This window comes from Pseudomonas monachiensis (assembly GCF_047345015.1).
In the GTDB taxonomy this organism is placed as follows: Bacteria; Pseudomonadota; Gammaproteobacteria; order Pseudomonadales; family Pseudomonadaceae; genus Aquipseudomonas; species Aquipseudomonas monachiensis.
Genome location: NZ_CP178857.1, coordinates 4,748,585 through 4,774,003 on the forward strand (window position 1 = coordinate 4,748,585; position 25,419 = coordinate 4,774,003).

The 25,419-nt window shown below is 58.0% G+C and carries 15 protein-coding genes; 4 read left to right on the forward strand and 11 right to left on the reverse strand.

All coding sequences use genetic code 11. The annotated features are described in order from the left end of the window. Positions 1-31: 31 nt before the first annotated feature. Complete coding sequence (locus tag ACMDB8_RS21235; RefSeq protein WP_409078347.1) at positions 32-5,053, forward strand: dermonecrotic toxin domain-containing protein; 5,022 nt, start codon at positions 32-34, stop codon at positions 5,051-5,053. Positions 5,054-5,070: 17 nt separating this feature from the next. Here ACMDB8_RS21235 and argR read toward each other — a convergent pair whose 3' ends face one another. The 6 genes from argR to acs form a co-directional block, all read right to left on the reverse strand. Continuing rightward, positions 5,071-6,051 carry a transcriptional regulator ArgR gene (gene argR, locus ACMDB8_RS21240; RefSeq protein ID WP_056724139.1) on the reverse strand — a complete coding sequence of 327 codons (981 nt, stop codon included), beginning with the start codon at positions 6,049-6,051 and terminating at the stop codon, positions 5,071-5,073. Between the two features lie 203 nt (positions 6,052-6,254). Continuing rightward, the gene (locus tag ACMDB8_RS21245) at positions 6,255-7,019 is read right to left on the reverse strand and encodes an ABC transporter ATP-binding protein (protein WP_056724137.1); all 765 of its coding nucleotides are present in this window, start codon (positions 7,017-7,019) and stop codon (positions 6,255-6,257) included. 37 nt (positions 7,020-7,056) lie between these two features. After that, positions 7,057-7,755, reverse strand: a complete 699-nt coding sequence (locus tag ACMDB8_RS21250; RefSeq protein WP_056724135.1) for an ABC transporter permease — start codon at positions 7,753-7,755, stop codon at positions 7,057-7,059. Continuing rightward, positions 7,752-8,441, reverse strand: coding sequence for an ABC transporter permease (locus ACMDB8_RS21255; RefSeq protein WP_015096506.1), 690 nt, complete (start codon positions 8,439-8,441; stop codon positions 7,752-7,754). Before ACMDB8_RS21255 ends, ACMDB8_RS21250 begins: the two co-directional genes overlap by 4 nt. Before the next feature lie 91 nt (positions 8,442-8,532). Then, positions 8,533-9,309, reverse strand: coding sequence for an ABC transporter substrate-binding protein (locus tag ACMDB8_RS21260; RefSeq protein ID WP_056724133.1), 777 nt, complete (start codon positions 9,307-9,309; stop codon positions 8,533-8,535). Between the two features lie 639 nt (positions 9,310-9,948). Next, on the reverse strand, positions 9,949-11,904 hold the full coding sequence (gene acs, locus ACMDB8_RS21265) for an acetate--CoA ligase (RefSeq protein ID WP_409078348.1): 1,956 nt from the start codon (positions 11,902-11,904) through the stop codon (positions 9,949-9,951). Positions 11,905-12,387: 483 nt separating this feature from the next. Between acs and ACMDB8_RS21270 the strand changes: the two genes are divergently transcribed. From ACMDB8_RS21270 to ACMDB8_RS21280, 3 genes are all read left to right on the forward strand, one after another. Then, a complete protein-coding gene (locus ACMDB8_RS21270; protein WP_409078349.1) occupies positions 12,388-12,651 on the forward strand; it encodes a DUF2790 domain-containing protein in 264 nt (87 codons plus the stop codon). Between the two features lie 186 nt (positions 12,652-12,837). Next, positions 12,838-13,113 (forward strand): hypothetical protein, encoded by a 276-nt coding sequence (locus ACMDB8_RS21275; protein WP_150726075.1) that lies wholly within the window; start codon positions 12,838-12,840, stop codon positions 13,111-13,113. 526 nt (positions 13,114-13,639) lie between these two features. Then, positions 13,640-14,887: a ribonucleotide-diphosphate reductase subunit beta gene (locus ACMDB8_RS21280; protein ID WP_160389719.1), complete on the forward strand. Its 1,248-nt coding sequence runs from the start codon at positions 13,640-13,642 to the stop codon at positions 14,885-14,887. A gap of 248 nt (positions 14,888-15,135) precedes the next feature. Here ACMDB8_RS21280 and drmB read toward each other — a convergent pair whose 3' ends face one another. The 5 genes from drmB to ACMDB8_RS21305 are packed head-to-tail and all read right to left on the reverse strand — an operon-like array spanning position 15,136 to position 24,826. Continuing rightward, positions 15,136-17,061, reverse strand: coding sequence for a DrmB family protein (drmB, locus tag ACMDB8_RS21285; protein ID WP_409078350.1), 1,926 nt, complete (start codon positions 17,059-17,061; stop codon positions 15,136-15,138). Continuing rightward, entirely contained in the window at positions 17,051-20,731 is a 3,681-nt protein-coding gene (locus ACMDB8_RS21290) for a helicase-related protein (RefSeq protein WP_409078351.1), read from the reverse strand. Before ACMDB8_RS21290 ends, drmB begins: the two co-directional genes overlap by 11 nt. Beyond that, a complete protein-coding gene (locus ACMDB8_RS21295) occupies positions 20,724-22,445 on the reverse strand; it encodes a nuclease-related domain-containing DEAD/DEAH box helicase (RefSeq protein ID WP_409078352.1) in 1,722 nt (573 codons plus the stop codon). Before ACMDB8_RS21295 ends, ACMDB8_RS21290 begins: the two co-directional genes overlap by 8 nt. Next, entirely contained in the window at positions 22,445-24,046 is a 1,602-nt protein-coding gene (locus tag ACMDB8_RS21300; protein ID WP_409078353.1) for a hypothetical protein, read from the reverse strand. Before ACMDB8_RS21300 ends, ACMDB8_RS21295 begins: the two co-directional genes overlap by 1 nt. Then, positions 24,047-24,826: a hypothetical protein gene (locus tag ACMDB8_RS21305; protein ID WP_409078354.1), complete on the reverse strand. Its 780-nt coding sequence runs from the start codon at positions 24,824-24,826 to the stop codon at positions 24,047-24,049. Positions 24,827-25,419: the final 593 nt, after the last annotated feature.

Genomic DNA, 25,419 nt, shown 5'->3' on the forward strand with positions numbered 1-25,419 from the left:
TGGCCTTTCAAAACCAACGGCCACTGCCCCCATGATTACCGAATCCACTGCCACTATTGCCTGCGACGCTTTCAGGCCGGACGCTCATTTCCAGCATCTGCAAAATGTGATCCCCCCTTGGCTGCGCCAGGCGGCGCCTCACAGACGCGAGGCGCTGCGCAACATCACTCCCACTCTGCCCGCCGGACTAAAGGCTGCATCGAAACATCACCACACGAAACTCCCCAGGCTGATCGCCCGACAGATCTCCAGCCAGAATCAGGTCGACAAGGCGCTGGCCAACCTGCAAAACCCCGCGGATTTCGCCGAGCCGCTGCTCCAGGCCGAAATCAAGCGCCGCTTCGGCCTGGATCTGAATGTGCGCGAAACGTTTTTGCGCCTCTACCTGCCTGATCACCTGCCGTGGTTACGCCTGAAGTCAGGCGCTGCGCGCACCTGGACGGTATCGCTGCTGGATGCCGCACTGCACAATTTCGAAAGTGCCGAGACCCTTGCAGATGCCTTCGAACCCGCCTCGACGTACATCACCGCGCCATCCTCCAACGGGCAATTCCTGACCTTGCCGCAGATCCTGGAAAAAATGCCTGTCACGGTCTTTACCGCCATGTGCCGGGAGCTGGACATCGGCCAGCGCTATAAAACCTATCTGGAAGACAATCTGAGTATCGGCAATCCGGTGGACTCGGCGCTGCTGCGAGGGAAAATCCGCGACAGCCAGAAATCCGCAATCACCGCTGCATTGCACCTGGCGCAGATGCAAAAAAACCTGGGCAGCGACACCCACAGCCTTATTCTCGGCCTGCTCGACAACCTGCCGCAGCACAAGCAGCCATGGCGCTGTCATGACCTGAAGATCCTCAACGCGAGCCTCACCGGCATCCTGCTGTTTGCCCCGGACCTGGAGCGCGCCCGGGAAGTGGTTCGCGTGGTGGCTTATATACCGGGCGACCCCGAACAGCCGATCAAGGAATACCCCTCGTCTGCGGCCTTCGCCGAGGAACTGGGCCGACGCCTGCTCGACCCCGCCTATCAACAGCTTTTCAGTCGCTTCATTAACCATGAAGATCGCGGTCACTTTTTCGCACAGCTGAACCAACTGCTTGTCCCGATCACCTGGCAACCGGTCCAGCCAGGCGATCCTCGTCCAACCTGGCGGCAACAGCCCAACCCGCGCGCGGACCTGAAGATCGTGGCAACGCCTGTCACAGCAGAACTGTGGACTCACCTCTACCAGAGCAAGCTCAACAAAATCCTCAACGATGCGCGGGTGATCGCGGTGTCCACTGCAACGGTCGACCAGAAAGCCCGCTGGGCGCTGTGGGATTCCTTCACGGAGATCGCCTCGGCACTGCTGAACATCGCCGCTTTCGTGGCACTGCCATTCGTGCCGTTTCTCGGCGAACTGATGCTCGGCTACATGGCCTACCAGTTGCTCGACGAAACCTTCGAAAGCGTGGTCGACTGGGCCGAGGAGCGGAGTCGCGAGGCCTTCGGGCACTTGATGGGTGTGGTGGAGTCCGCAGTGCAACTGGGGACCTTTGCCGCAGGAGGGGCGATCGCCGCTGGCGAATTTCGTTCGGTATTGCCCCGGGAGATCGTTGAATTCATCGACGGCTTCAATACGGTAAAACGGCCAAACGGCGACACCCGCTACTGGCAGCCCGACCTGACCGGCTATGAACATCCCTCGGCGTTACCCAAGGATGCAAAACCGAATGAACTGGGCCAGCACCCGTATCAGGGCAAAAACCTGCTACTCCTGGAAAACAAGCACTACGCCGTGAGCAAGGATCCACTAACCGGCGGGTACCACATCGACCACCCCTCCCGCCCTGACGCCTACAAACCAAAACTGCGACACAACGGTGCCGGTGCCTGGCAAACCGAACTCGACCAGCCGTTGAGCTGGGACCAGGCCACCGTACTGCACCGTGTCGGCCCGGACATGCAGCGATTTTCGGCCAGTACTCGCGAACGCATCCTCAGCATCAGCGGCAGCCACGAAGATGTCCTGCGCAAGATGCACGTGAATACCGGGCGGGTACCGCCGCTATTGGCCGACACACTCAAACGCTTCGGGATCGATCAGGACATACAGACCTTTATCGATCAGATCGGCAGTGACCAGCCGGAGCACTTCCTCAAGGCGGATCCGGTGACACAGCTGGAACTGCTCAATGAAAACGGTTACTGGCCGGCAAACAAAGGCTTGCGACTGATCGACAAAAAAGCGCAAACCCTTTGGCAAAGCCCGGCGCCCGATGTACCCGTGGTGCAAATCGATACCACCCGCCTCACCGACGGCGACCTGCTGAAAACCTTCCTCCAGACCCTGTCGGACAGCGAAGCCAGAACGCTGATGAGCGAAGAATTCGGCCACCCCTCCCCTGGCCTGGAAAAGCGGGTGCAGCGATTGCGCAAGATACTCGCGCGGCTTGCCGAACAGAAACGGCAAAGCCTGTTCGATCAACGTTACCGCAGACTCGAACGTGGCGCTCGCGCAGCCATACAAGTGGTCATGGATGCCGAGCCCGGATTGCCACGCAGCGTTGCACAAGCGATTGTGGACACGGCAAGCGATCAGGAACTGCAGCAGCTGAAAAACTCAATCCTTGCCCCTCGCCTGGTCGAGTTGAGCCGGGAGGCCGGATTGCAAGTACGGGTGACACGCGCCTACGAGGGGCTTGATCTGCCATCGACCGAGAACAACCTCGACACCGACCGGCTGGCCTTGCACACCCTGGAAAAACTGCCGGGCTGGACGGCAGAGCTACGACTGGAAATCCGCCAGTACGCCCATGAGGGCCCGCTGATCGACAGCCTTGGCCGTATCGACGCGCCCCTGCGTAAAGTGCTGGTGCTCGGAGAAGAGGGTTCCTATCAGCCCTTCGATCATGACGGCGAAGAACTCAGCGGCATGGGCTCGCTCTACACCTGCCTGCTACAGGCCATGCCGGACAGCGAACGGGCGGCCTTGAATCTGAATATCGGTGAAGGTGAACGGCTCAAGCAGCTGATTCGCCAGCACGCCTTGAGCCGCGATGCATTGCGCGCACTGCTGATTCAACACCCCGACCTCAAACCCACCTACGACCCAAAAGTGATGCGCTTGCTCGGTGGCGGTGACGGGTATCGTCAAATGCCACGCAACATACCCACCTTGCAAGGTCGGGCACAGACACTGTTTCCCCATCTATCCGCCGAAGAACTCGACGCCTTCATCGAACGCTTGCAACTGCATCCCGGCGGACCGCGAGCAGAGCTGAGTCGACTCATGACTCAACACACGCAACTGCTGGAGGCACTTTCATCCTGGCGAGATGAAATTCCGCTGTTTATTCCAGACACGCAAATCAGGATCACGCCCGGGCAGTTCGCTGCGCAACAGCAGGTCCGCCGTCAATTCACTATCGATCTGGCCGACTGTTGGCGCCAGCAATGGACCCTTCCCGAAACGACTCTTGAAACAGTCGACTTCAACTTCTCCCAAGCCATCATTGGCCAATTGCCAACACTGGACACCGACTTCAGCGGCGTCACAATGCTAAGGCTCGATGGTGGTAGCGCCACGCGGGGCCTGCACGAGTTTCTGCGCGGCTTTACGGGCCTACGCATCCTGAAACTGCGAGACTTCAACCTTGGCCGCTTGCCAGACACCCTTCCATCGCTGCGACTCGAAGAGCTCATTCTGAGCAATTGCTCGATCACCCTCAGCCCCGAAAGCCAGCTCGGGCTCGAGGGCCTGCATCAGTTGACCACTTTGGACTTGTACAACAACCCCTTGGGCCTGACACCCGATTTCGGCAGCATGCCGGACTTGAACTACATCGATTTATCGCAGACGGGCATCACTGAACTACCGCGCAACTTGCTGACTCGTCCGCGCCTGCGCACCGCCCTACTCAATGATAACCAGATCAAAGAGTTGCCCAGCGCACTGTTCACGCTGCAACAACGCACCCAGGAGGGTTTCGACCTGGCCAACAATCCGTTTTCCAGCGCAACCCGTGAACGCCTCAAACAGCACTTCCAACAGACCCATCAGGACTTCGGTATCTTTGCCGAGCAAGCAGATATCGACCGCACCCAGGCGCTGTACCCCATGATGGACCAGGAGGACGCCAGCAAATTCGTGTTCCTGCTACCCGGCACACTGGACGAGGGGCGAATCGCATTGACCCGCCTGGAAGCCGAACTCACCACCCTTGAACACGACCTGTCGGCCTGGACCGGCAATATTCCAGCCGTCCACCCCCACAGCAATCAACCGTTCACTGCCCAGCAACTGCTGATCGAACATTCGACGCGGGACGCATTCAGAGAGTCCGTACTGCGCTGCTGGCGCCGGGAAACCGATCCAGTGAACCTCAACGACTCGCTGCAAGCGACTACTTATGACCTGAGCCTGAACACGTGGATTACCGGTCACCTTCCGACACTTAGCGCAGATTTCAGCCATGTTTCTCTGGTCTACCTGGAGAGCGAGAGTGGCCTGACTTCGGGTGTCACGGGGTTCCTGGAGTGCTTCCCCAAACTCAAGACCCTCGTTATCAACGACTTCAGGCTGGGCAATATCCCGGAGGCGATCTTCCGGATGAGCGATTTGAGCTCGCTCAATCTCCCTGACTGCAACATCACCCTGTCCCCGGAGTCGGTCCTGAACCTGGCCGAGATGGCCCGCCTGGAATTCATCGATTTGAGAAACAATCCCCTGGGGCTGGCTCCGGATATCAGCCAGATGACGGACCTGGCAACCCTGCAACTGGACAACTGCGGGCTCCCCGAATTACCCGCCGGGCTGATGCAACTCAAGAGCCTGGAAATCGTAGACCTGAGCGGCAACACGATCAGCCAGATACCCGCCGACCTCCTCGAAATGCCGTTGGAGGTCGCCGAAAGCATCAGCCTGCGGGGTAATCCGCTCTCTGAAGAAAGCCTGCAAATCCTGCTTGAGTACTTCAGGTTGACCAGCGTCGACTTCGGGGTTCAGGAAGTGATTGATCGGGCAGAATTGGAGATGTCGACTTCCGAGGCGTCCGAACCGGAAGACTGATCGGTATCAGGCGCGGATCAACCGCGCTCCGGCGGCACCGATGACAACTCGAACGGGCTGCTGCTGCGCCGCTGGTTGCGATCTTCCCGCGGCGTGGCACCGAAGAAATTGCGATAGGCGCTGGAGAAATGCGGCCCCGAGGAGAAGCCACAGGACAGGCCGATCTGGATGATCGACTTGCTGGTTTGCATCAACATCTGCCGGGCCTTGTTCAGGCGCAGTTCCAGGTAGTACTGGCTCGGCACACGGTTGAGGTATTGCTTGAAAATGCGCTCCAGTTGCCGACGGGACACGCACACGTGCTGGGCGATTTCGTCGGTGGTCAGCGGCTCTTCGATGTTGGCTTCCATCAGCAACACCGCCTGGGTGAGCTTCGGATGGCTGGAACCGAGGCGGTTCTGCAACGGAATACGCTGGCGTTCGCCGCCCTCACGGATGCGCTCGACCACCAGTTCCTCGGACACCGCCCCGGCCAGTTCCGCACCGTGGTCGCGGGCCAGCACCGCCAGCAACAAGTCGAGCACCGACATGCCGCCGCACGCCGTCAGGCGATCGCGATCCCAGTCGAACAGGTGGCTGGTGGCAATGACCTTCGGAAAGCGCTCGGCGAAATCGTCCTGCCAGCGCCAATGCACCGCCGCGCGATAACCGTCGAGCAAACCCAGCTGTGCCAACGGGTAAACACCGGCCGACAGACCGCCGATCACGCAACCGGAACGCACCAGTTGCTTGAGCGCACTGCTGAGCGCCGGCGCCAGTGCGGTCGGTGGTTCGTCAGCGAGCAGGAACAGTTTCTGGAAGTTTTCGAGCTTGCCGGCCCACGCCTCGCCCGGCAATTGCCAGGCGCTTTCGGCCGGCGGTTCGGCCTGCAGGAACGACAACTCGTAAACCACGTCCGGATGCACACGCTGGGCAACACGCAAGGCCTCCTCAGCCAGCGCAAGCGTCAGTGCTTTAGTGCTGGGCCAAATCAGGAAACCAATTCGATGGGCAGTCATGGTGGGCAATCCGAAGCGGAGAACAGTGATGAAGGCATGGGCCAATGCTAGCCCGTAAATGAACGCAAATCTTAAAACCAGCAGAGATCAAACCTGTAGGAGCTGTCGAGTGAAACGAGGCTGCGATCTTTTGACTCGAAAAATCAAGATCAAAAGATCGCAGCCTTCGGCAGCTCCTACAAGGTGCACAACGGCAGCCCTGATTACTTCAGGCTACCCGAGAGAAATTGCTGCAAACGCTCGGATTGCGGGTTCACCAGCACTTCGCGCGGGTTGCCGCTTTCTTCGACCACACCTTTGTGCAGGAACACCAACTGGTTCGACACTTCACGGGCAAAGCCCATTTCGTGGGTCACCACGACCATGGTCCGGCCTTCCTGGGCCAGGGCCTGCATGACTTTCAGCACGTCGCCGACCAGCTCCGGGTCGAGGGCGGAAGTCGGTTCGTCGAACAGCATCACTTCCGGCTCCATCGCCAACGCACGGGCAATGGCCACGCGCTGCTGCTCGCCGCCGGACATGTGCCCAGGGTAAGCATCCTTGCGATGGGCCACGCCTACCTTGTTCAGGTAGTGCTCGGCCTTGTCGCGGGCCTCGGCCTTGGACATGCCCAGCACATGCACCGGCGCTTCCATGATGTTTTCCAGCGCGGTCATGTGCGACCACAGGTTGAAATGCTGGAACACCATCGACAGGCGCGAACGCATGCGTTGCAGCTGTTTCGGGTCGGCAGCCTTCAGCGCGCCGTCCTTGTTCGCCACCAGCTTGAGCTCTTCGTTGTTGAGCAGGATCTTGCCCGCGTGCGGCTGCTCCAGCAGGTTGATGCAGCGCAGGAAAGTACTTTTGCCGGAGCCACTGGAACCGATGATGCTGATTACATCGCCGGCTGCCGCTTTCAGGGACACGCCCTTGAGCACTTCGTGACTGCCATAGCGTTTATGCAGGTCTTGGACTTCAAGTTTGTACATGCTGTCGGTTCTCACAAAAACAGTCAGTCAGTGGTATTCAGTGCTTGCGCGGGGCCAGGTAGCCCAGCCAGCGGCGCTCGGCCATCTTGAACAGCTTCACCAGGATGAAGGTCAGGCACAGGTAGAACACGCCGGCCGTGATGTACGCCTCGAACGGCAGGTAGAACTGGGCGTTGACCGTGCGCGCGGCACCGGTGATGTCGATCAGGGTCACGATGGACGCCAGACTGGTGGTCTGCAGCATCATGATCACCTCGTTGCTGTACTGCGGCAGCGCACGGCGCAGGGCCGACGGCAGCAGAATGCGCTTGTACATCTTGACCCGCGACATGCCCATGGCCTTGGCCGCTTCGATCTCGCCGTTCGGCGTGGCACGCAGGCTGCCGGCGATGATTTCGGCGGTGTAGGCGCTGGTGTTGATCGCGAACGCCAGGCACGCACAGAACGTTGCGCTGGACAGCCACGGCCAGAGGAAGCTTTCACGCACCGCTTCGAACTGCGCCAGACCGTAGTAGATCAAGAACAGCTGCACCAGCATCGGCGTGCCACGGATCACATAGGTGTAGAGCCAGGCCGACATGTTGACGACCGAGTTCTTCGAGACGCGCATCAGGCCCAGCGGCAAGGCGCACAGCAAGCCGAAGAACAGCGACAGCGCGAGCAGTTTGAGGGTGGTCACCAGGCCGCCGAGGTACAGCGGCATGGCCTCCCAGATGACGTTGTAGTCGAAGATCATAGATCAGCCGCCCTTACGCCTACCGAGTAGCGCTTCTCAAGGTGACGCAATGCCAGCAACGACACACTGGTGATCACCAGGTACATCGCCGCCACTGCGAGGAAGAAGGTGAAAGGCTCGCGGGTGGCATCGGCCGCCTGCTTGGCCTTGAACATCATGTCTTGCAGACCCACCACCGAAATCAGCGCGGTAGCCTTGGTCAATACCAGCCAGTTGTTGGTGAAACCCGGAATCGCCAGACGAATCATCTGCGGCACCAACACCCGGAAGAACACCTGGAAACTGCTCATGCCGTAAGCCATGCCGGCTTCGGCCTGGCCCTTGGGGATCGCCATGAAGGCGCCACGGAAGGTTTCCGACAGGTACGCACCGAAGATGAAGCCCAAGGTGCCGATACCGGCCGCCAACGGGTTCAGGTCGATGTACTCGTCAAAGCCGAGCAGCGGTGCGACGCGGTTGAGCAGGTCCTGGCCACCGTAGAAAATCAGCAGGATCAGCACCAGGTCGGGAATACCGCGGATCACCGTGGAATACAGGTCGCCCAGCCAGGCCAGCCAGCGCACCGGCGACAGACGCAGTGCCACGCCGATCAGGCCCAGAACGATGGCCATGGCCATGGACGACAAGGCGAGCTGAAGCGTCAGCCAAGCGCCATCGAGGATGACAGCCCCGTAGCCTTTCAACATGATTCAGGTCCTCGAAAGTTGGGATGAAAAAATGGCGCAAACCTCAGAGATCCTGTTGCTTGCGCCATTTCGGACTTGTCGCTGGGACGAGTTACTTGCCGTAGATATCGAAGGCGAAGTACTTGTCCTGGATTTGCTTGTATTTGCCGTTCGCACGGATGGCCGCGATAGCATTGTTGAGCTTGTCCAGATCTTCCTTGTCACCCTTGCGAACCGCGATGCCTACGCCGTCGCCGAAGTATTTGACGTCGGTGAACGCAGGGCCGACGAAGGCGAAACCTTTACCGGCGTCGGTTTTCAGGAAACCGTCATCCAGAAGCGTAGCGTCTGCCACGGTGCCGTCGAGGCGGCCGGCGGCCACGTCAAGGTAAATCTCGTTCTGCGAACCGTAAGGCTTGATCTCGGCACCCAGCGGGGCCAGGACTTCGCGGGCGAAACGCTCGTGGATGGAACCACGCTGCACACCGATGTTCTTGCCCTTGAGCTCGGTCAGGCCTTCGCTGACCTGAGTGCCGGCTTTCATGACCAGGCGAGCCGGGGTGTTGTAGTACTTGTTGGTGAAGTCCACGGACTTCTTGCGATCTTCAGTGATCGACATGGACGACAGGATCGCGTCGATCTTGCGCACCTTGAGCGCAGGGATCAGACCGTCGAACTCTTGCTCGACCCACACGCACTTGACCTTCATTTCTTCACACAGCGCGTTGCCGATGTCGTAGTCGAAACCAACGATGCTGCCGTCCGGTGCCTTGGACGCGAACGGAGGGTAAGCCGCCTCGATACCGATTTTCAGAGGTTTTTCATCGGCGAAGGTTGGCAAGGACAGCACGGACAGTGCCAGGGCGCCAAGCAGCACGAGTTTCTTCATCTTGGGACTCCATCGGTAAAGGGCAAAAACGGCAGAGTGAGCAACAGCCCAATATGCGAGTGAGTGGAACCGGAAAGCAGTGCTGCGTCCTGGGAAGCGGGTGTTGAAATTCAACACGAGCAACGACGAGCGAGTGATCGGCATTCTAACGACAGGCCCGAGGCCGATATTTCTTCAATGCGACAACTAATTACAGAAGCACTGAGAAAGCCGTTTTAGCACGTTGACAGCCCTGCAAAATCATGCAAGAGCAAAAGATATTGAACCGATCTATATTGCAAATTGCGGGCCTATTATTGGCAAACCCTTCTAATCCGGCAAGCGCAGTGTAATGGCTTATTTTTTTCAAGGGCATTTAAGGACCGGATTTGAGTACCGACGTTTCCCAATGCCCCGTATTGGCGCGACGCGGTTACACATTCAGTAACCTGAAAGAACGCAGGTAACAGTAGGAAACCGCCCACAGAGGAAGCCGATAATTATTGGTTGAAGATCAAATGATCGCAGCCTTCGGCAGCTCCTACATGAATCGCGTTCCTCTGTAGGAGCTGCCGAAGGCTGCGATCTTTTGATCTTCAAAAACAAAAGCCCCGCCAGGCTCAACACCTGACAGGGCTTTCAGTGACTCAGAACCCGCGCTTACGCGACATTCATCGTCTTGTGGGTATCAATCAAATGCTGCACCACACTCGGATCAGCCAGGGTGGAAATATCACCCAACCCATCGTACTCAGCCGTCGCAATCTTGCGCAGAATCCGGCGCATGATCTTGCCCGAACGAGTCTTCGGCAGCCCCGGCGCCCACTGGATCACATCAGGCGAAGCAATCGGACCGATCTCCTTGCGCACCCAGTTTTTCAGTTCCAGGCGCAGCTGCTCGCTCGGCTCTTCACCGTTTTTAAGAGTGACATAAACATAAATGCCCTGCCCCTTGATGTCGTGCGGCACACCGACCACTGCGGCTTCGGCGACTTTCGGGTGAGCGACCATCGCGCTTTCGATCTCGGCGGTGCCCATGCGGTGGCCGGATACGTTGAGCACGTCGTCCACGCGACCGGTGATCCAGTAGTAACCGTCAGCGTCACGACGCGCACCGTCACCGGTGAAGTACATGCCACGGAAGGTCTTGAAGTAAGTGTCGACGAAACGGTCATGGTCGCCAAACAGCGTACGTGCCTGGCCTGGCCAGGAATCGAGAATCACCAGGTTGCCCTCGGCCTCGCCTTCGACGATGTTGCCCAGGTTGTCCACCAGGGCCGGCACCACGCCGAAGAACGGACGCGCCGCAGAACCTGGCTTGAGCGCGTGCGCCCCCGGTAGCGGGCTCATCATGTTGCCGCCGGTCTCGGTCTGCCACCAGGTATCGACGATCGGGCAACGGGACTTGCCGACATTCTTGTAGTACCAGTCCCAGGCTTCCGGGTTGATCGGCTCGCCCACCGAACCCAACAGGCGCAGGCTGCTGCCATCGGCGCCTTCAACAGCGGCGGTGCCCGAAGCCATCATGGCGCGGATCGCGGTCGGTGCGGTGTAGAGGATGTTGACCTTGTGCTTGTCGACGATCTTCGCCACCCGGGTGATGTCCGGGTAGTTCGGCACGCCTTCGAACAGCAGCGTGGTCGCGCCGTTGGCCAGCGGGCCGTAGACGATGTAACTGTGGCCGGTGACCCAGCCGACGTCGGCGGTGCACCAGTAGATTTCACCCGGGCGGTAGTCGAACACGCGCTCGTGGGTCATGGCTGCGTACAGCAGATAGCCGCCAGTGGTGTGCTGCACGCCCTTCGGCTTGCCGGTGGAACCCGAGGTGTAAAGGATGAACAGCGCTTCTTCGGCGCCCATCTCTTTCGGCGCGCACACGGTGCCGGCCACTTTCATCAGGTCCTCGAACCAGATGTCGCGATGCTGGTTCCACTTGATGTCGCCGCCGGTGCGCTTGCACACGATGACTTTCTGGATGCTGCTGGTTTCCGGGTTGGTCAGGGCGTCGTCGACGTTGGCCTTGAGCGGGATCTTCTTGCCGGCACGAATGCCTTCGTCGGCCGTGATCACCACTTTGGATTTGCAGTCGATGATACGACCGGCCAGGGCTTCCGGCGAGAAACCGCCGAACACCACCGAGTGAATCGCGCCGATCCGGGTACAGGCCAGCATGGCGACCACGGCTTCGGGGATCATCGGCATATAGATAGTCACCACGTCGCCGCGGTGTACGTCCTGGCCACGCAGGGCGTTGGCGAACTTGCACACTTGCTCGTGCAGTTCGCGGTAAGTGATGTTGCGGCTTTCGGCAGGGTCATCGCCTTCCCAGATGATCGCGACCTGATCACCGCGCTCGGCCAGATGACGGTCGAGGCAGTTGTAGGAAACGTTCAGGGTGCCGTCGGCGAACCATTTGATGTCGACATGGTGATCGTCGAAGGAAGTCTGCTTCACCGTGGTGAAAGGCTTGATCCAGTCGAGGCGCTTGGCTTGCTCGCGCCAGAAGCCGTCCGGGTTGACGACCGACTGCTGGTACATGGCCTTGTAGGTCGCCTCGTCGGTCAGCGTGTTAGCCAGAACCTCGGGACGAACGGGATACAGGGAAGCCGCACTCATCTTTCTTACCTCGGTGGAATAGTTGTTTTTGTATGACCCTGTTTTAGCCGGGCCGGGGCTATAGAACCATTCGACGATGGTAGTAACAAGCCCCTACAAAATGTCGTAAATAGGTCCCCAGCCTGCCAAACCGCAGACGTTTCGTCGTCCCCCAAACGAGGTAGGAGCTGCCGCAGGCTGCGATCTTTTGACCTTGCTCTTAAAAAACGGGATCAAAAGATCGCAGCCTGCGCCAGCTCCTACACAGGGCGTAATTACCCAGTTTTCGGGGATTGTTACGAAATACGTCAAAAGTGTTTATCAAATCCACGGCTATATGGACGAGGCGCGTACACCTAAAATCAGCCACGCCAACAAGGCAACCTGATTAACCCAGTTGCAGCCCCCACGAAGGCAGTTAATCAAAACCCTGATACCGAAGCTCCACGCGCAATCCCAACAAGATTGCGTGCCCCCTTTCGACCTCCAAAAGGTAAATCCGAAATGAAAGCTTTATTAGTTCTGGCCCTCAGCAGTCTGTGCGCAACCGCCATGGCAAACGAGGTCCCGGCTGATGTCGCGCAGCAACAACCGGCAATAGAGGAATACACCTACTCCACCCATCTGGACATCGCCAAAGTGATCTCCATGAGCGAAACGCCGAACGTGTGTGAAGTTGTACCGATGAAAATGGAATACGAAGACTCTCACGGCCAACGACACATCCTGCGTTACAGCGCCATGGGCAACGGCTGCTCTAACGGCTGACCTCCTGCTTCACCCCCCAATAAGGTTCGAGCCACCCGCCGCGATCAGGCAGATGAAGCGCCGAACCTTAATGATCGATTAAATCGATTCTTTTAAGCATTTTTTTGCGCTTTTTAATCGAAAAATTCTGCGTAGTATCGAATGCAACCCAAGACAAACAACACCTGCGAAACTGGAGTAACGACCATGAAAACCCAACTGATCCTCGCCCTGACCCTCTCCGTACTGGCTGCCAACACCTTCGCCGCCGATGGTTACGACCGCACTGGCTCGGCGGCTTACACCACTGAAGCCGCTGTCGCTTCCGACGGTTCTGACCACACCGGCGCTGCCCGCCTCGCCGCCGATGGTGCCGATCACGTTGGTGCAGGCAAACTGGCTTCCGATGGCGCTGACCACACCGGTGCCGCCCGCCTCGCTGCCGATGGCGCTGATCACGTCGGTGCCGCTCGCCTGAGCTGATCCGCCAGCGTGACTTCACAGCCCGACTTCGGTCGGGCTTAGTTGTGTCTGGAACCTGAGAAAACCCCACCGAAACACAAGATGTAGTGAAAAAAGCCTTTTTTGGTTATTTCTTGAACAAAAATAATCCGGGGCAAAAAATCAGGAAAAAAAATCTTCCCCCGCCAACGCCCTTCAAAGCCCTGTAAACCCTCACTCCAACCGAAAAACGGCCCCCGTCGACCGATCCGTGAGCCATTTCGCCGCACCACAGCACGCAAAACTTCCCTATAATGCGGCCTTAAACGGGCCTGCAATATTCCCTTACAGGGACGAAAAGCCAGTCTGAAGCCCCGCACATGCGATCAACGCTTGCTGCGCCCATCAGTGGCTCTCGGAACCCCGTACAAAATTCTGTTTGATGCCTGCGTTTAGCTGCCGCAAAAAACGATTCCTTTAGATCCAACGCGGCCAGTAAGGCCGTGTGAAAAACCGACCATCCAATTTCACACGGGCACACTGGCCCTCACGCAGGAGACGACACGTCATGCTGAGCTGGGACGAATTCGACAAAGAAGACACGGAAGTAGCAGTCAAGAGCGCCAACGCTGGCCACGCCACCGAAGCCAACATGGACCGTCTCGACAGCGCCGGCGGTGCCGCCGCCCTGGAAGCCCGTGCCGTGACCGCCGCTGACTCCGCCGCCGTTGCCCGCGCCAAAGCCGCCCTGGACTCCCTCGACGTCGCCGAAGGCCTCGCCGAACTCGAAGGCGCCTCCGCCCGTGTCGCCGTTGACGAAAAGCGCATGATCAACTGCCGCGCCGACCTCAACCAACTCGTACCCTTCAAGTACGACTGGGCCTGGCAGAAGTACCTGGACGGCTGCGCAAACCACTGGATGCCGCAAGAAGTCAACATGACCGCCGACATCGCCCTCTGGAAAGACCCGGAAGGCCTGACCGACGACGAGCGCCGCATCGTGATGCGCAACCTCGGCTTCTTCTCCACCGCCGACTCCCTGGTTGCCAACAACCTGGTCCTGGCCGTGTACCGCCTGATCACCAACCCGGAATGCCGCCAGTACATCCTGCGCCAGGCCTTCGAAGAGGCGATCCACACCCACGCCTACCAGTACTGCATCGAATCGCTGGCCATGGATGAAGGCGAAATCTTCAACATGTACCACGAGATCCCGTCGGTCGCGAAAAAAGCCACCTGGGGCCTGAAATACACCCGCTCGATCTCCGATCCGAAGTTCGAAACCGGCACCGTCGAAACCGACAAAGAACTGCTGCGCAACCTGATCGCCTACTACTGCGTCCTGGAAGGGATCTTCTTCTACTGCGGCTTCACCCAGATCCTCTCCATGGGCCGCCGCAACAAAATGACCGGCGTCGCCGAGCAGTTCCAGTACATCCTGCGCGACGAATCCATGCACCTGAACTTCGGCATCGACGTGATCAACCAGATCAAAATCGAAAACCCGCATTTGTGGGATGCCGAGATGAAGGAAGAAGCTTCGCAGATGATTCTGCAAGGTACTCAGCTGGAGATCGAATACGCGCGTGACACCATGCCTCGCGGCGTGCTGGGCATGAACGCGGCGATGATGGAGGACTACCTGAAGTTCATCGCTAACCGTCGTCTGTCGCAGATTGGGTTGAAGGAAGAGTATCCGGGGACGACTAACCCGTTCCCTTGGATGAGCGAGATTATGGACTTGAAGAAAGAGAAGAACTTCTTTGAGACTCGGGTTATTGAGTATCAGACTGGTGGGGCTTTGAGCTGGGATTGATTTTCGGAACTAGCCACGATTTGCCGGTTGTTATTTGAATCGGCAGATTGGAAAATTCAAAAAGCCCTGAACGTGTTCAGGGCTTTTTTGTGGCCATCAGTACCGAGATCTGGCGACATAGACCGAAACACGAGAGCACAACCCGATATTCGAACGTAAGACGGCTACATCTCGTCAATCGAACAACAAGCCTACTTCTAGACTTTGCACTTCGTGAGAAGACCACTTGGTTCGCGTGTAAAACCCTTTCAGATGGCGAATCCCTGAATCAGATCAGACAGGAATCCAGCTTGGGGCGCCTCCGGTGTCCCAACGACCATCGCTCGGTCCAGCCCACTGTTGATCGTCTCACATGCTGTTTCCGGCAACAGCACACAAGCATGACAGGCCGCCTTGTTCACCTGCCTCGAACCATTGCCTCCCAGATCTTCTGAACACACAGGATCCGCGGAACACCAAGACGCACGAGAGACGGCCCTGCGAACCATTGGCTCAAACAACTCAGGACGACCGAGGCGGACCAGCCCACCTAAGCTACCCTCCGAATCACCTGCAGCCGTATAAATGAGGAAGGATGCCATGGGCGCGCCATCGTCATTTGACACAAATATGCGTTCTTTCAATGAAGCGGAGGAGTAGCCGCACTCGAAAACCAATTGATTGATGAGAATATGGGCAAGCGTATGGACTAGGAGGTAACGCGCAGCCCATTGCCACGTGCACCCCTTACTCAGCGGGGGCAGTAGCCACGTTTCGTTGGCCATGCGATCCACAAACCCTTGGCCGAGCCGCTTTTGTAGCCAATCGGCGTCCCTGTGTAGCCAGTCGCTGATTGCCTCCTCGCGCAGCTCGATGAACAACCCTTCGCCATAATTCTTGATGGCGGGCAGCCACTGGTACTCGGGCTCTGGCGGATGCAGAAAAAGCTGGCCCATTGCGGATGACGGCATGCCTTCGAGCGGATCCTTCGACCGCACCAGACGTTCGAATCCATAAAACACACGCGTTTCGCGCAATCGCTCCACTAGGTTGACCGTCCCCAGCCACGACGTGAAGGTTGCGGGAACCTGGCTAGGTATGACACGCAATTCACTACTCTTACCCGGCCCAACCTCATTCCGGAGGACATTGTACTCAGCCCGCCGGAACATCAGACTCTCCGATTCATGAGAGACAGGTTTAAGGGTGCCGGTGGTCGCTGTGATTCCCTGACTGAGGGATTCGAAGGCCTTCAGGATCGCATCGTCTTCGGGAAGCACCGTGTAATGGGGTTTCAGGATCTCCCGAAGCATTTCCAGGGCGTTGGGACGTCGTCCCATTTTGAGGAAGATCTTTACGGTGGTCAGATCCAGGTCCTGTTGCCTCAGTATCTCCTGTATGTCGACAATTTCCCGCTGACCGGCGAGATCAGGCAGATAGATCGAGGAAATAGTCTTGCCGAAGTAGATGTTTGACTGGTTGACCAACACGGCCACAGGGTGTTCGGTGCACGTTCCCGCAGTCCTCCCCAGCCATGGACGATCACCTCCGCATGTAATATTTGCATTTCCAAGTCCGGAAGCGATGATAGTGTCATTGGTAAGATCGCGTTCCATGAACATCGCGCCAGCAAGCGTCTTCGATTTCAAACAAGTCTTGCAGGAAACTTTCACAGAGCGCAGATCTGGGCCGCCCGAATCATTCAGGACCAGACCTTCATCACCAGGACAGACACATCCAAACCACTGTTTCCAAGGAAAGTCCGTTATATGACCATGGGCGCAGACACTGATGAAGCGAACTGGCCGCCATCGTCCTTGGCCCTTTTCCAGAGGTGCCAGCTTCTCCGTATTTAAGCTAAACCTGCGCAGCTTTCCACTGATGCTGTTGACATACCAAGTTGGAAACCGATGCGTCTGAACTTGTAGATACGAAAGGTCGGGGTTCTGGTCGTCGGAACAATACTGCGGCGGCTGGCGAAATTGCGGAACGTTGAGCAGCGCGGAAAGCCTAGGCTCATCGATCACATGCTTACGCAAGGCCGTTTCACCCACCTGCCACTGCCCCCGCTCATCCGTCTTCCGGTACCAGAAGTCCAGTCCGCAGATAATGTTCGGAACACCGTTCTTGTCGGTGTAAATGCTCCCTGGGCCAAAGGGCGCAATTAGTTGCCCCAAGCGAATCTCACTGGCCATGCTCGGTCTGCTCCTCCGCGAAATAATCGTTGCTGATCGCCGCTCGGGCATTGCCGTCGACGTTGCGCATGCTACTGAGGATCCGCTCCCCCTTCAGTTTCTGTCCGGGTGTGGCGTATTCGCCCGACCACAGCATCAGATACTCGCCGTCCGGCCTCTGCGGAAAGGCCCACCATTGCTGCGGATTGCCCTGCCACTTTCTGCGGAGTCTGTCGAAAACCTTTTGCATGGCGTTGCAGACACGACGCGCCTCATCGGGCTGCTGCTCCATGATGGCCATGCAGCGTTCAATGAGCAGATCAAGCGCATCTTGCAGGTAGCCGTCATAGCTACCGAAGGCCTCGCCGGGCGAATCGGCTTCATGACACTGCCTGGCCCAGACCAACAGGACCCCGGCGAGAGCACGCTCCACCGCCTCAACCGAATAGGGGGTTGCCGATGTCGGTTCGACGCGCTCGTACAACCGGCGGTGGTAGCTGTGAAACTGCTCGAAGTGCGAGCGATCACGGCTCTTGGCCGGATTGAACATGCTCAGAATCAAACCTGGCCGCTCGCTCCAGCGCCGCCCGACACGGCCCGTCACCTGAATGTACTGCGCGGTCGACTTGGGCTGGCCGACGACGGCCATCAGCGCTAGCCGGTCGATGTCGATCCCTACCTCGATGATGTTGGAAGCCAGGCAGGCGTCGATGGAACCCTTTTCGTTCCAGTCCAGTGCCAGCCTGTCCATCAACTGCACTAGTTCCGCCTGGCCACGACGGCTGGTCAGTTCCTCGACCGTATTGAGATAGCGTTGCTCGCTTCCCTTGAGGCCATAGCGGAACGAGTAATCCTTCAGGCGCGACGCGATGTCCGAGTCGAACAGTGTCCGGGCGCCACCAAGTTCACGAAGGCTGTTATAGAACGTCAGCAAGGTCCACCACGCATCCTTGTCATCACCATCGAACATCCAGGCCCTGAACAACGCCGCAGAGAATGTCCGGACCTGCGTAGTCAGGAAAGACCGGTAACCGCTGGCATGAATGCCAAGGTACAGGCGCCCCTCGGCAAACCGGTCGCCCTCCTTCGCGTAACGGCCGAAAAACGAATCGCCCATCTGCAGTCCGGGACTGGGAAACAGCTGCAGCCCTTCGCGTGCATAAACGGCCCGCACTTGCTCCGTCGCACCACGGATGGTGGCCGTTGAAGCAATGATCTTGGGTCGGATCATGCCCGTACGGTCCTCCGCGCTACAAAATCTTTCGATCACGCCTTCATACAGTCCGTAGATCGTGCCCAGCGGACCCGAGATCAGGTGGAATTCATCCTGGATGATCAGACCCGGTGGCTGGCTAATACGCGTGACTGTCCCGGCAGCCCCATGATGGAAACCGAACAGCGCGCCGGCTTCCGGCTTCCATGCCATCATTGCGAACTTGTCCGCCGTACCGATGAACATGGACGGCGGCGTGTCGTAGATGGACTGGTCGACCACTTCGACGGGAAGACTGTCGTGCTCGCCACCGTACGAGCAACGGGTGTCGGAGCACTTGAGATAAGGGCGCTTGTTGGACTCGACCAGTCCGGCAAGGTTGTTCTCGTTGCGCCTTGCATATCGGGCGGGCCGGTCAGACGCCAAGCGCCCAATCTCGCTGCGACACCAAGGGCATTCGGTGAGTACCAGCGGATTACCCTCCACCTCACCCCGGCTGTACTTCCTGATCTCCGCGCGGGCGTCATCCCAAGTGTTCGGAGAACCATCTCCTCCAATCCATAACCCCAGCGAGAATCGGCTTTCTCCGAGCTGGGGACGCGCGTTTTCCGCACGCAGGCGCACACGGATCTGCTCCATGGCGCAGATCAGACTGGCCGCCCTTTGGAACTGCTGCGTAGTCAGCATGCGCAGGGTATAGCGCATGAAAACGTTGGTTCCATCGCGGCGCAACGCATCGTCGGGGCGTGTAATCAGGCGCTGGTGGAACATGTAGAAGGCGGCAACAGCGAGATAGGCCTCTGTCTTGCCACCTCCTGTGGGGAACCAGATCAGATCGACGATTTCGCGGTCTCCGGAATACCTGTCGACAAGTCCAGCGATGCTCATCAACAGGAAGGCCGCCTGGAATGCGCGCCAGCGTCCTACATCGGGCCTTTCCGTGCTGGTGGCCCAGACATCCCAAGCGGTGCGCGGTTTACCGAGCGCCAGTTCCTCGGCCGCGACGTAACCGTCAAGACGACTGAGGGAGCGGCGCTCGATCTGCTTGGATGCGATCTGCTGCAACAGCATGCCCTGATTTGCCAACCGGAACGCTTCCAGTGCAGTTTCATCCTTCTGCAGGATGGCAATCCCACGCTGGATACGCGTCAGACACTGCTGGCAGGCATCAAGATGGCGCTCGGCCACATCCTGATAATGTGCATCCAACCCTACGCGCTCTCGCTCCCTTGCCGTAATCCACGCCGCGTACTCGTTTGCGAGATGTGTGAGTGTCTGCCAGCCCGCCCCGCCCTCAGCGAAGGAAGGCAGTCCGGCGAGTTCACGCATCGACAGAGTGATCAGCTGACCATCGAGTCCCCTGATGTCGGGCGTCATGCTAGGGAGCTCCACGGCCGGCATCACATCTGCGAAAACCACTTCCGGCGTGTCGCCCCCCTCCCAACCTGCCGCACAGCCATGTCCAATCGCCCAGGTGGCCGCATCGCGGTAGAGCAGTGCGAGGGTCTGCTCGTCGTCGTCAAACTGCTCGAACGGCCTGACGCCTTCAGGGTAGCGACTGAACTTTGCCCCGGCCTGCACACGCACTTCGAAATGAGCCTGATAGAGCACACTGCGGATGCGCTCCTCCTGCGTTTTCAGGGTACCGGCGTCCTGCAGATTACGCAGTACACAGGTGATGAGCCACTTGTCATGCATCCGCCGGGGAAACAGCTGGATCTCCAGGCGCAATCCGCAGGGAAGATCCAGCGTTCTGGATTCGGTAACACCGGGTTTCAGCTTGCCGAGCTCAAATCGCTCGCAAGTCTCTGCGGTGGTCGCCGGCACTCGTCGCCACGCATCGAAAGACTGCTCGCCGCCGCCCTCCGTCCGTACGACTTTGACACAGCGTTCATAGCGGCCATTGACCGGGAAAGGTGTCGCATCGGGCAGTTGCCAGTAGAATTTTTTCTGCGCAGGCAGCGCCACCACTATATCGCCCGGCTCATCTTCGATACAAAAACTGATGCCCAAGACCGAGGGCTGATACATGTCGGCATTGGCGATTTCGAAATCGTCATCCAGCCCCACTGTCGCTGCATCGACGCTCTCGCCTCCTATATCAGGTAATGCCGGTTCTTCTATCTCGATGACAACCGCCTGTGCGGTTTCAACCGCCGCATCGCCAGCAAGCTCTTCTGCTGCTTGCGTAGCCGCCGGTTCGTCGCTTCTTGTCCCGGGCACATCATTGCGCGGGTGCAACAGTCCCGCACCATAACGCTGCAGTGGAGTTTCTCCGCGGTAGTACACGATCTCCTGCGGGATCTCAGTACCTTCAGGCGTCCAGTACAGCGTCCCGCTGGCGTCGGCCGGCGCCTGGAAAGCGCGCTGCGCATCAAAGGCCACCGTGGTGGCAGGCTGGCCGGCAGCCAAAGGTCGCGCAGGTCCCACCAGCTCACCGCGCAGAAATTCGATCTCGGCAGAACGCTCCCTATTCATTATCTTTCCCCGCAAAGGCCACCCATTCGACCAACTGTGACTTACCTGAAGCGTGACAGAGGATGTAAAGCCGCTCTATCGCACGGGTAATGCCCGTGTAAAAACGATGGCGGTTGAACCCGCTGTCGGACGGCATCACGTCGGTAATAATGATGACCTTGTTCTCAAGGCCCTTGTAAGCAGAAACAGTGGACCACCGGATACCCTTGGCTTCGAACTGCGCTGCGGAAACAAAGCGTCGTTGAGACTGTTCCCACAGCAGTGGCAGCACCGATTTTTGTTCTGCACCGAAACTCAGCACCGTTATCTCCTCATCGCGGAAACCACTGTCCAGGGCCAAGTCAATGCACTCGCTAATTTTACGGACCTGATCCTTCGCGTCTTCGTACATGGTCAGATCCCACGTCTGCAGGCCACCTCCCTGACGCATATAGCCTGAATACGTGCTCCGGTCAGCCATCGACAGGGTCATTGCAACTTGCCCGATGGACTTGTAGTTCCGGCAGTTTTCCGTGAGCAGCCAACGGGCGGCTTGATGCCGCACTTCGACAAGATTCGCCTTGAGTTCGTCAGCTCCTGTTAGCACCTGATTTCGAAAGTCACCCAGCATCAGATAACTACCACCGATCAGATCTCCGTCGATCAACAGGCGGACACAGTCCAGAAGGTCGGGCCGCGCGAGAATATCCTGCGCCTCATCAATCACCAGATAGTCAAATCGCGCATCATGTGCGCAAGCTGGATCAGTCAGACGGTCCTGAATCAGCAGCGGAAGCTGCGCCCAGAAATCGGCATCTGGATCATTCGGGGGGTCAATCCCGGTCAACGACATCAATACGCTGAATGCGGAGCCGCCGATCAGATCGGGATGGTTATCGGCCGCTAACTCACGAGCGGCCCAGTTGCCGATCAACCGGTTGAAACATAGATAACCGACGCGAAGCCCTTGGGCGGCCTTGCGCCGGGCGACCTCAATGCCTATCAGGGATTTTCCTGTCCCTGCTCCCCCTTCCACCAGAACTCTAGGGTTGTTGTCCGTCAACCTGAGAACCGGCCGCTGCTGCTCGCGCAGTAGCTTCTCGAGCTCCGCCTCGCGATGGAGTATTTCGGCAGCTTTTTCGGGTCGGCGCTTACGGATCGGAAAACAGAAATTGATAAACTCGTCACGATGAAATGCCGACAACAGCACCTTCAGCGGGGAGATCTGTGGATCGGCGCCGATGGCCAGCTGTGCCATGCGCTTGAGTGCGTCGCAGAATGCCTCGCCGGTACCGCAGCCGGCAAACCGGCGGCGATCCATCACTTCGAACGACTGAATGGACACATTCGCCGGAACGGCGAAGTCCGCTCGCGGGAAAATGCAGCAATGAATGACCGGCACATGCGCAAACGCGGATAGCCGGCCCACTAAACGACGACGCAGCGCGAATCGCGCATCCTGTGCCTGGCGAAATGGCGACTTAGTGACGCTGTCTGGATACCAGCGGCTGCCGTCGAACCCGATTTCACGATGCGATTTTACCTCAACGCAGAGAATACCGACGTCGGGAATCAGAATGACAAAGTCGATCTCGGTGCGACGATAATTGTTGTATGGAGCAAGATCGAGTGAGTGAATCACGATCCAGTCGTGTCCCGAGCTTTCCAGCTTGCGGAACACGTCTATTTCACCTAACGGAGCAGACTCATCGATGAAAACGGGGATCATGTGCATTACAGCGCATCTCCTGATTCATATCGATACTGTTCCGCGACCAGCAGCTTCATCGGCTTACCAAACTCCTCCGGCGGTGCGGCAAAGCCTGGTGCAATGCTGATGACCGGATCAAACCTCACACTGCCAGCCAGTCCGCTCTCCGGAGTCAACAAGTGGTGGTAACCCCCATCGGGCGAAATCATGTCCCGCAGATGGCCGAGCTCTTTGCGCAACTCCACAATGAGCTGCTCATTGACGATGGCGGACTCCATGACACCGTGCTCGATTGCTGTCGACCGTGAGGCCGCCACTTCGGCCCAAGCCAGACGCCAGCCTGGAACCGTTTGTCCATTGTGGTTCCGTGGAGGGATGAGTTCCGGATCAATCACACAGGTAAGCAGCGCCTGAAAATGATCACGGCGTTGAGGCGCGTGAATCACGCTGCCATTCAGCGACATCCAGCTCTCTACCGCGCGGTGAAGATGGCGCAGTGAAATGCCAGCATCCCTCATTTTCTGGACACACAAGCCCGACTGTCGTTTGTACAGGTCGGCCAGCGCCTTTTTCCAGACGGCCGCCAGTGGCGCTTTCGCGGCGTCAACACTGATCTCCCCAAAATCCGCATCAGCGTCGTGGATCAGCAGATAATCGCCTTCTTCCACGTCAATGATATGGCGGTAGGCGATTGCATCGCAGTCATTTCGAAGAGGGGAAAAAATCAGCTGGCTTGTTCCGGGCCGTAGCAGAACCCCGCAATCACCGGGCAATTCCACTAGTACACAGCGATGCATGCCTCGATCGGAGCCCTTGGTTCCGGCAAAGAAAACAATGTCGTCGGCTGGCTCCTCCACCGGCAGAGATGCACCTACCCTAGCGCTGTCGGTGACGCTGTGTCTCACGGACCGCATGGTTGTTAGCCAGTTGTGTTCCGGGACCAAAGGATCGGCCGCGAACTCTTCCTCATCTGTCAACCCTTTCCAGACAAACCTGACCAGCCTGCGGTAAACCGGCGAAGTGATCAGTGCCTCCGGTGTTTTTGCCATTCCGTGGGCGCGCAGCGGCCCTAACCTGATCAGCGCATCGACTGGCGGACAGCTGCGATATTCGGCAAGCGAGCAAATGAACGCATGATCTTCAAGCTCGGCCAGCCCCTCGAGCAACGCGCGGAAAAGATCACGCTCATTACGGTGGCACCAAATTTTGAGCCGGTCCTGACCAAATTCCACTGTCAGGTTGCAAAATACCTGTACGAACTCCTTATTCAGCACCGAGCCTTCTTCGCGGTAGCGGCTGATTAGGGCTTTCAGCGCCATAACTTCGCGCACAGCGTACTCGCCCCACCTGTGGCGAATGTGGAGTTCGTTGGCCAAACCACAACTCTGGAGAAAATCGGTATTCGGTATCAACGGCGATGTCAGCCATTTCATCATCTCCATGCGCAGCGCCAGTGCGGGTGCATTCTGTCGCGCATCGTCTTCTGGCGAATAGATGGCGGCAAACAGCGCCCGCATATGACTACGAATAGCTGAAAACAGCTGCGAGTCGCACACATGGAGCTCCTGAACTGGAGGGTTGTCTGCCAGGAAACTCATGCGCTCAGTCGTCGAGATGTACGTCATTTAGGTTGCCTTCCGTTGCAGCACGCGCAGCAACATGCCCTCTGGCAGTACGCTAGACAGACAATTGTCCGTGTATATATCGGTGTAGTAGCGGATGATTTCGTTCATCCGGTCTCTTAGCTGATCGATGGCTTCGATAGCGGCATCGCGGTTGCAGACACCGATAATGTCGCTGGCAGGAAACAGTCTCTCCGCAGAGAGCAGCGCGGGCAGGCCATCGGCAACAACCAGCCAGGCTTCGTGTCCAGAATTATCTGGAGCACGCTCATTAAAAAAAACCAGACGCCGTATATACTTCCTTTCCTTGGAATGCAGGGTCAGCAGCTCGCCCAGCGGCACCTGGCAATTATCGGACGCGAAACCCGCGGCATAAAACTTTTGCATATAGGTTGTGTCGCGCGCAGCGCCCTGCCCGACCAGCACCAGACCGTCATAGGAGCGACGCAGGTTGTCTTCAATGATCGGCCCGTTGCAGCCAGGCAGAGCACTATAAATTGACAATTCCAGTGCTGATCCACTGGGGCTTATCTGTGGGAGCGGAAGATTGTGTAGCTGCCAGCCAAGGGCGCTTTCTCGCCTGATGTAACGGCGGCATGGTCCGTTCGGATTGGGAGTGAGTTTTCCACCACGCTTGATAAGCCGCTGGTGCGTGCTGTCCTCAATCACAATTTCATCGGGGCTCTCATTGTCAGAAGCAAACCGCCAGCAGGTATTCTCGACGACATTGCGCACATCCCACGAGGGCAGCCCGGTGGAGTCACCGCGCCTCAGTGCAGCCATGCGCTCACGGCACCTCCGCAGAAGTAGGTCAAAGTGCGTATCAACATGGTTTGCTGTAGCACGCTCAAGATCGCTCCGCAGCGCCCCCAACGCGACGAGACCAGCCACCTCCGAACCGCACGGCATCGACAATAGCCCGATTCGACGAGTGTCATTGCAGCTCTGGCGCCAGCTATAACCCAGACTGAGCGCTGCTTCTACCCACGTCGGGGCAGCCTCATGTAACACATCCCCTTCGAAATACCGCATCTGCCGCCCCTGACTTTCTCAAGCATCCTTTGAAGAGCGAGGCGCTCAAATAGTGCCTCCTGCTACTAGCCAACACTCAGCTGTACATTTAAAGGCCGTTCTCAACTGAGGCTAAATGAGCCATTCGACACCATTGAATCAATTCGAGGATCCGATGAAGCACGGCTGGCTGCGTGAGGCCAAGGAGAGTGTAGTAAAGAACTGCTGCCAAGCTGGGCCTGTGAGAAATAACCGCAGGTCAATAGAACAACGGAAAAACAGGTTTTCACTCATTTTTTGCACCCACCAACGTCATCCAAGTCGGCTACGGTGGTAGGCAGGAGTTGAGGCAAACCCCTGACTAA

What these genes read in the sequence shown, in the direction of transcription:
- ACMDB8_RS21235 (WP_409078347.1), top strand. Translation starts at nt 32, where the DNA reads ATGATTACCGAATCCACTGCCACTATTGCCTGCGACGCTTTCAGGCCG.
- argR (WP_056724139.1), bottom strand. Translation starts at nt 6,051, where the DNA reads ATGACTGCCCATCGAATTGGTTTCCTGATTTGGCCCAGCACTAAAGCA.
- ACMDB8_RS21245 (WP_056724137.1), bottom strand. Translation starts at nt 7,019, where the DNA reads ATGTACAAACTTGAAGTCCAAGACCTGCATAAACGCTATGGCAGTCAC.
- ACMDB8_RS21250 (WP_056724135.1), bottom strand. Translation starts at nt 7,755, where the DNA reads ATGATCTTCGACTACAACGTCATCTGGGAGGCCATGCCGCTGTACCTC.
- ACMDB8_RS21255 (WP_015096506.1), bottom strand. Translation starts at nt 8,441, where the DNA reads ATGTTGAAAGGCTACGGGGCTGTCATCCTCGATGGCGCTTGGCTGACG.
- ACMDB8_RS21260 (WP_056724133.1), bottom strand. Translation starts at nt 9,309, where the DNA reads ATGAAGAAACTCGTGCTGCTTGGCGCCCTGGCACTGTCCGTGCTGTCC.
- acs (WP_409078348.1), bottom strand. Translation starts at nt 11,904, where the DNA reads ATGAGTGCGGCTTCCCTGTATCCCGTTCGTCCCGAGGTTCTGGCTAAC.
- ACMDB8_RS21270 (WP_409078349.1), top strand. Translation starts at nt 12,388, where the DNA reads ATGAAAGCTTTATTAGTTCTGGCCCTCAGCAGTCTGTGCGCAACCGCC.
- ACMDB8_RS21275 (WP_150726075.1), top strand. Translation starts at nt 12,838, where the DNA reads ATGAAAACCCAACTGATCCTCGCCCTGACCCTCTCCGTACTGGCTGCC.
- ACMDB8_RS21280 (WP_160389719.1), top strand. Translation starts at nt 13,640, where the DNA reads ATGCTGAGCTGGGACGAATTCGACAAAGAAGACACGGAAGTAGCAGTC.
- drmB (WP_409078350.1), bottom strand. Translation starts at nt 17,061, where the DNA reads ATGGCCAGTGAGATTCGCTTGGGGCAACTAATTGCGCCCTTTGGCCCA.
- ACMDB8_RS21290 (WP_409078351.1), bottom strand. Translation starts at nt 20,731, where the DNA reads ATGAATAGGGAGCGTTCTGCCGAGATCGAATTTCTGCGCGGTGAGCTG.
- ACMDB8_RS21295 (WP_409078352.1), bottom strand. Translation starts at nt 22,445, where the DNA reads ATGCACATGATCCCCGTTTTCATCGATGAGTCTGCTCCGTTAGGTGAA.
- ACMDB8_RS21300 (WP_409078353.1), bottom strand. Translation starts at nt 24,046, where the DNA reads ATGACGTACATCTCGACGACTGAGCGCATGAGTTTCCTGGCAGACAAC.
- ACMDB8_RS21305 (WP_409078354.1), bottom strand. Translation starts at nt 24,826, where the DNA reads ATGGCTGCACTGAGGCGCGGTGACTCCACCGGGCTGCCCTCGTGGGAT.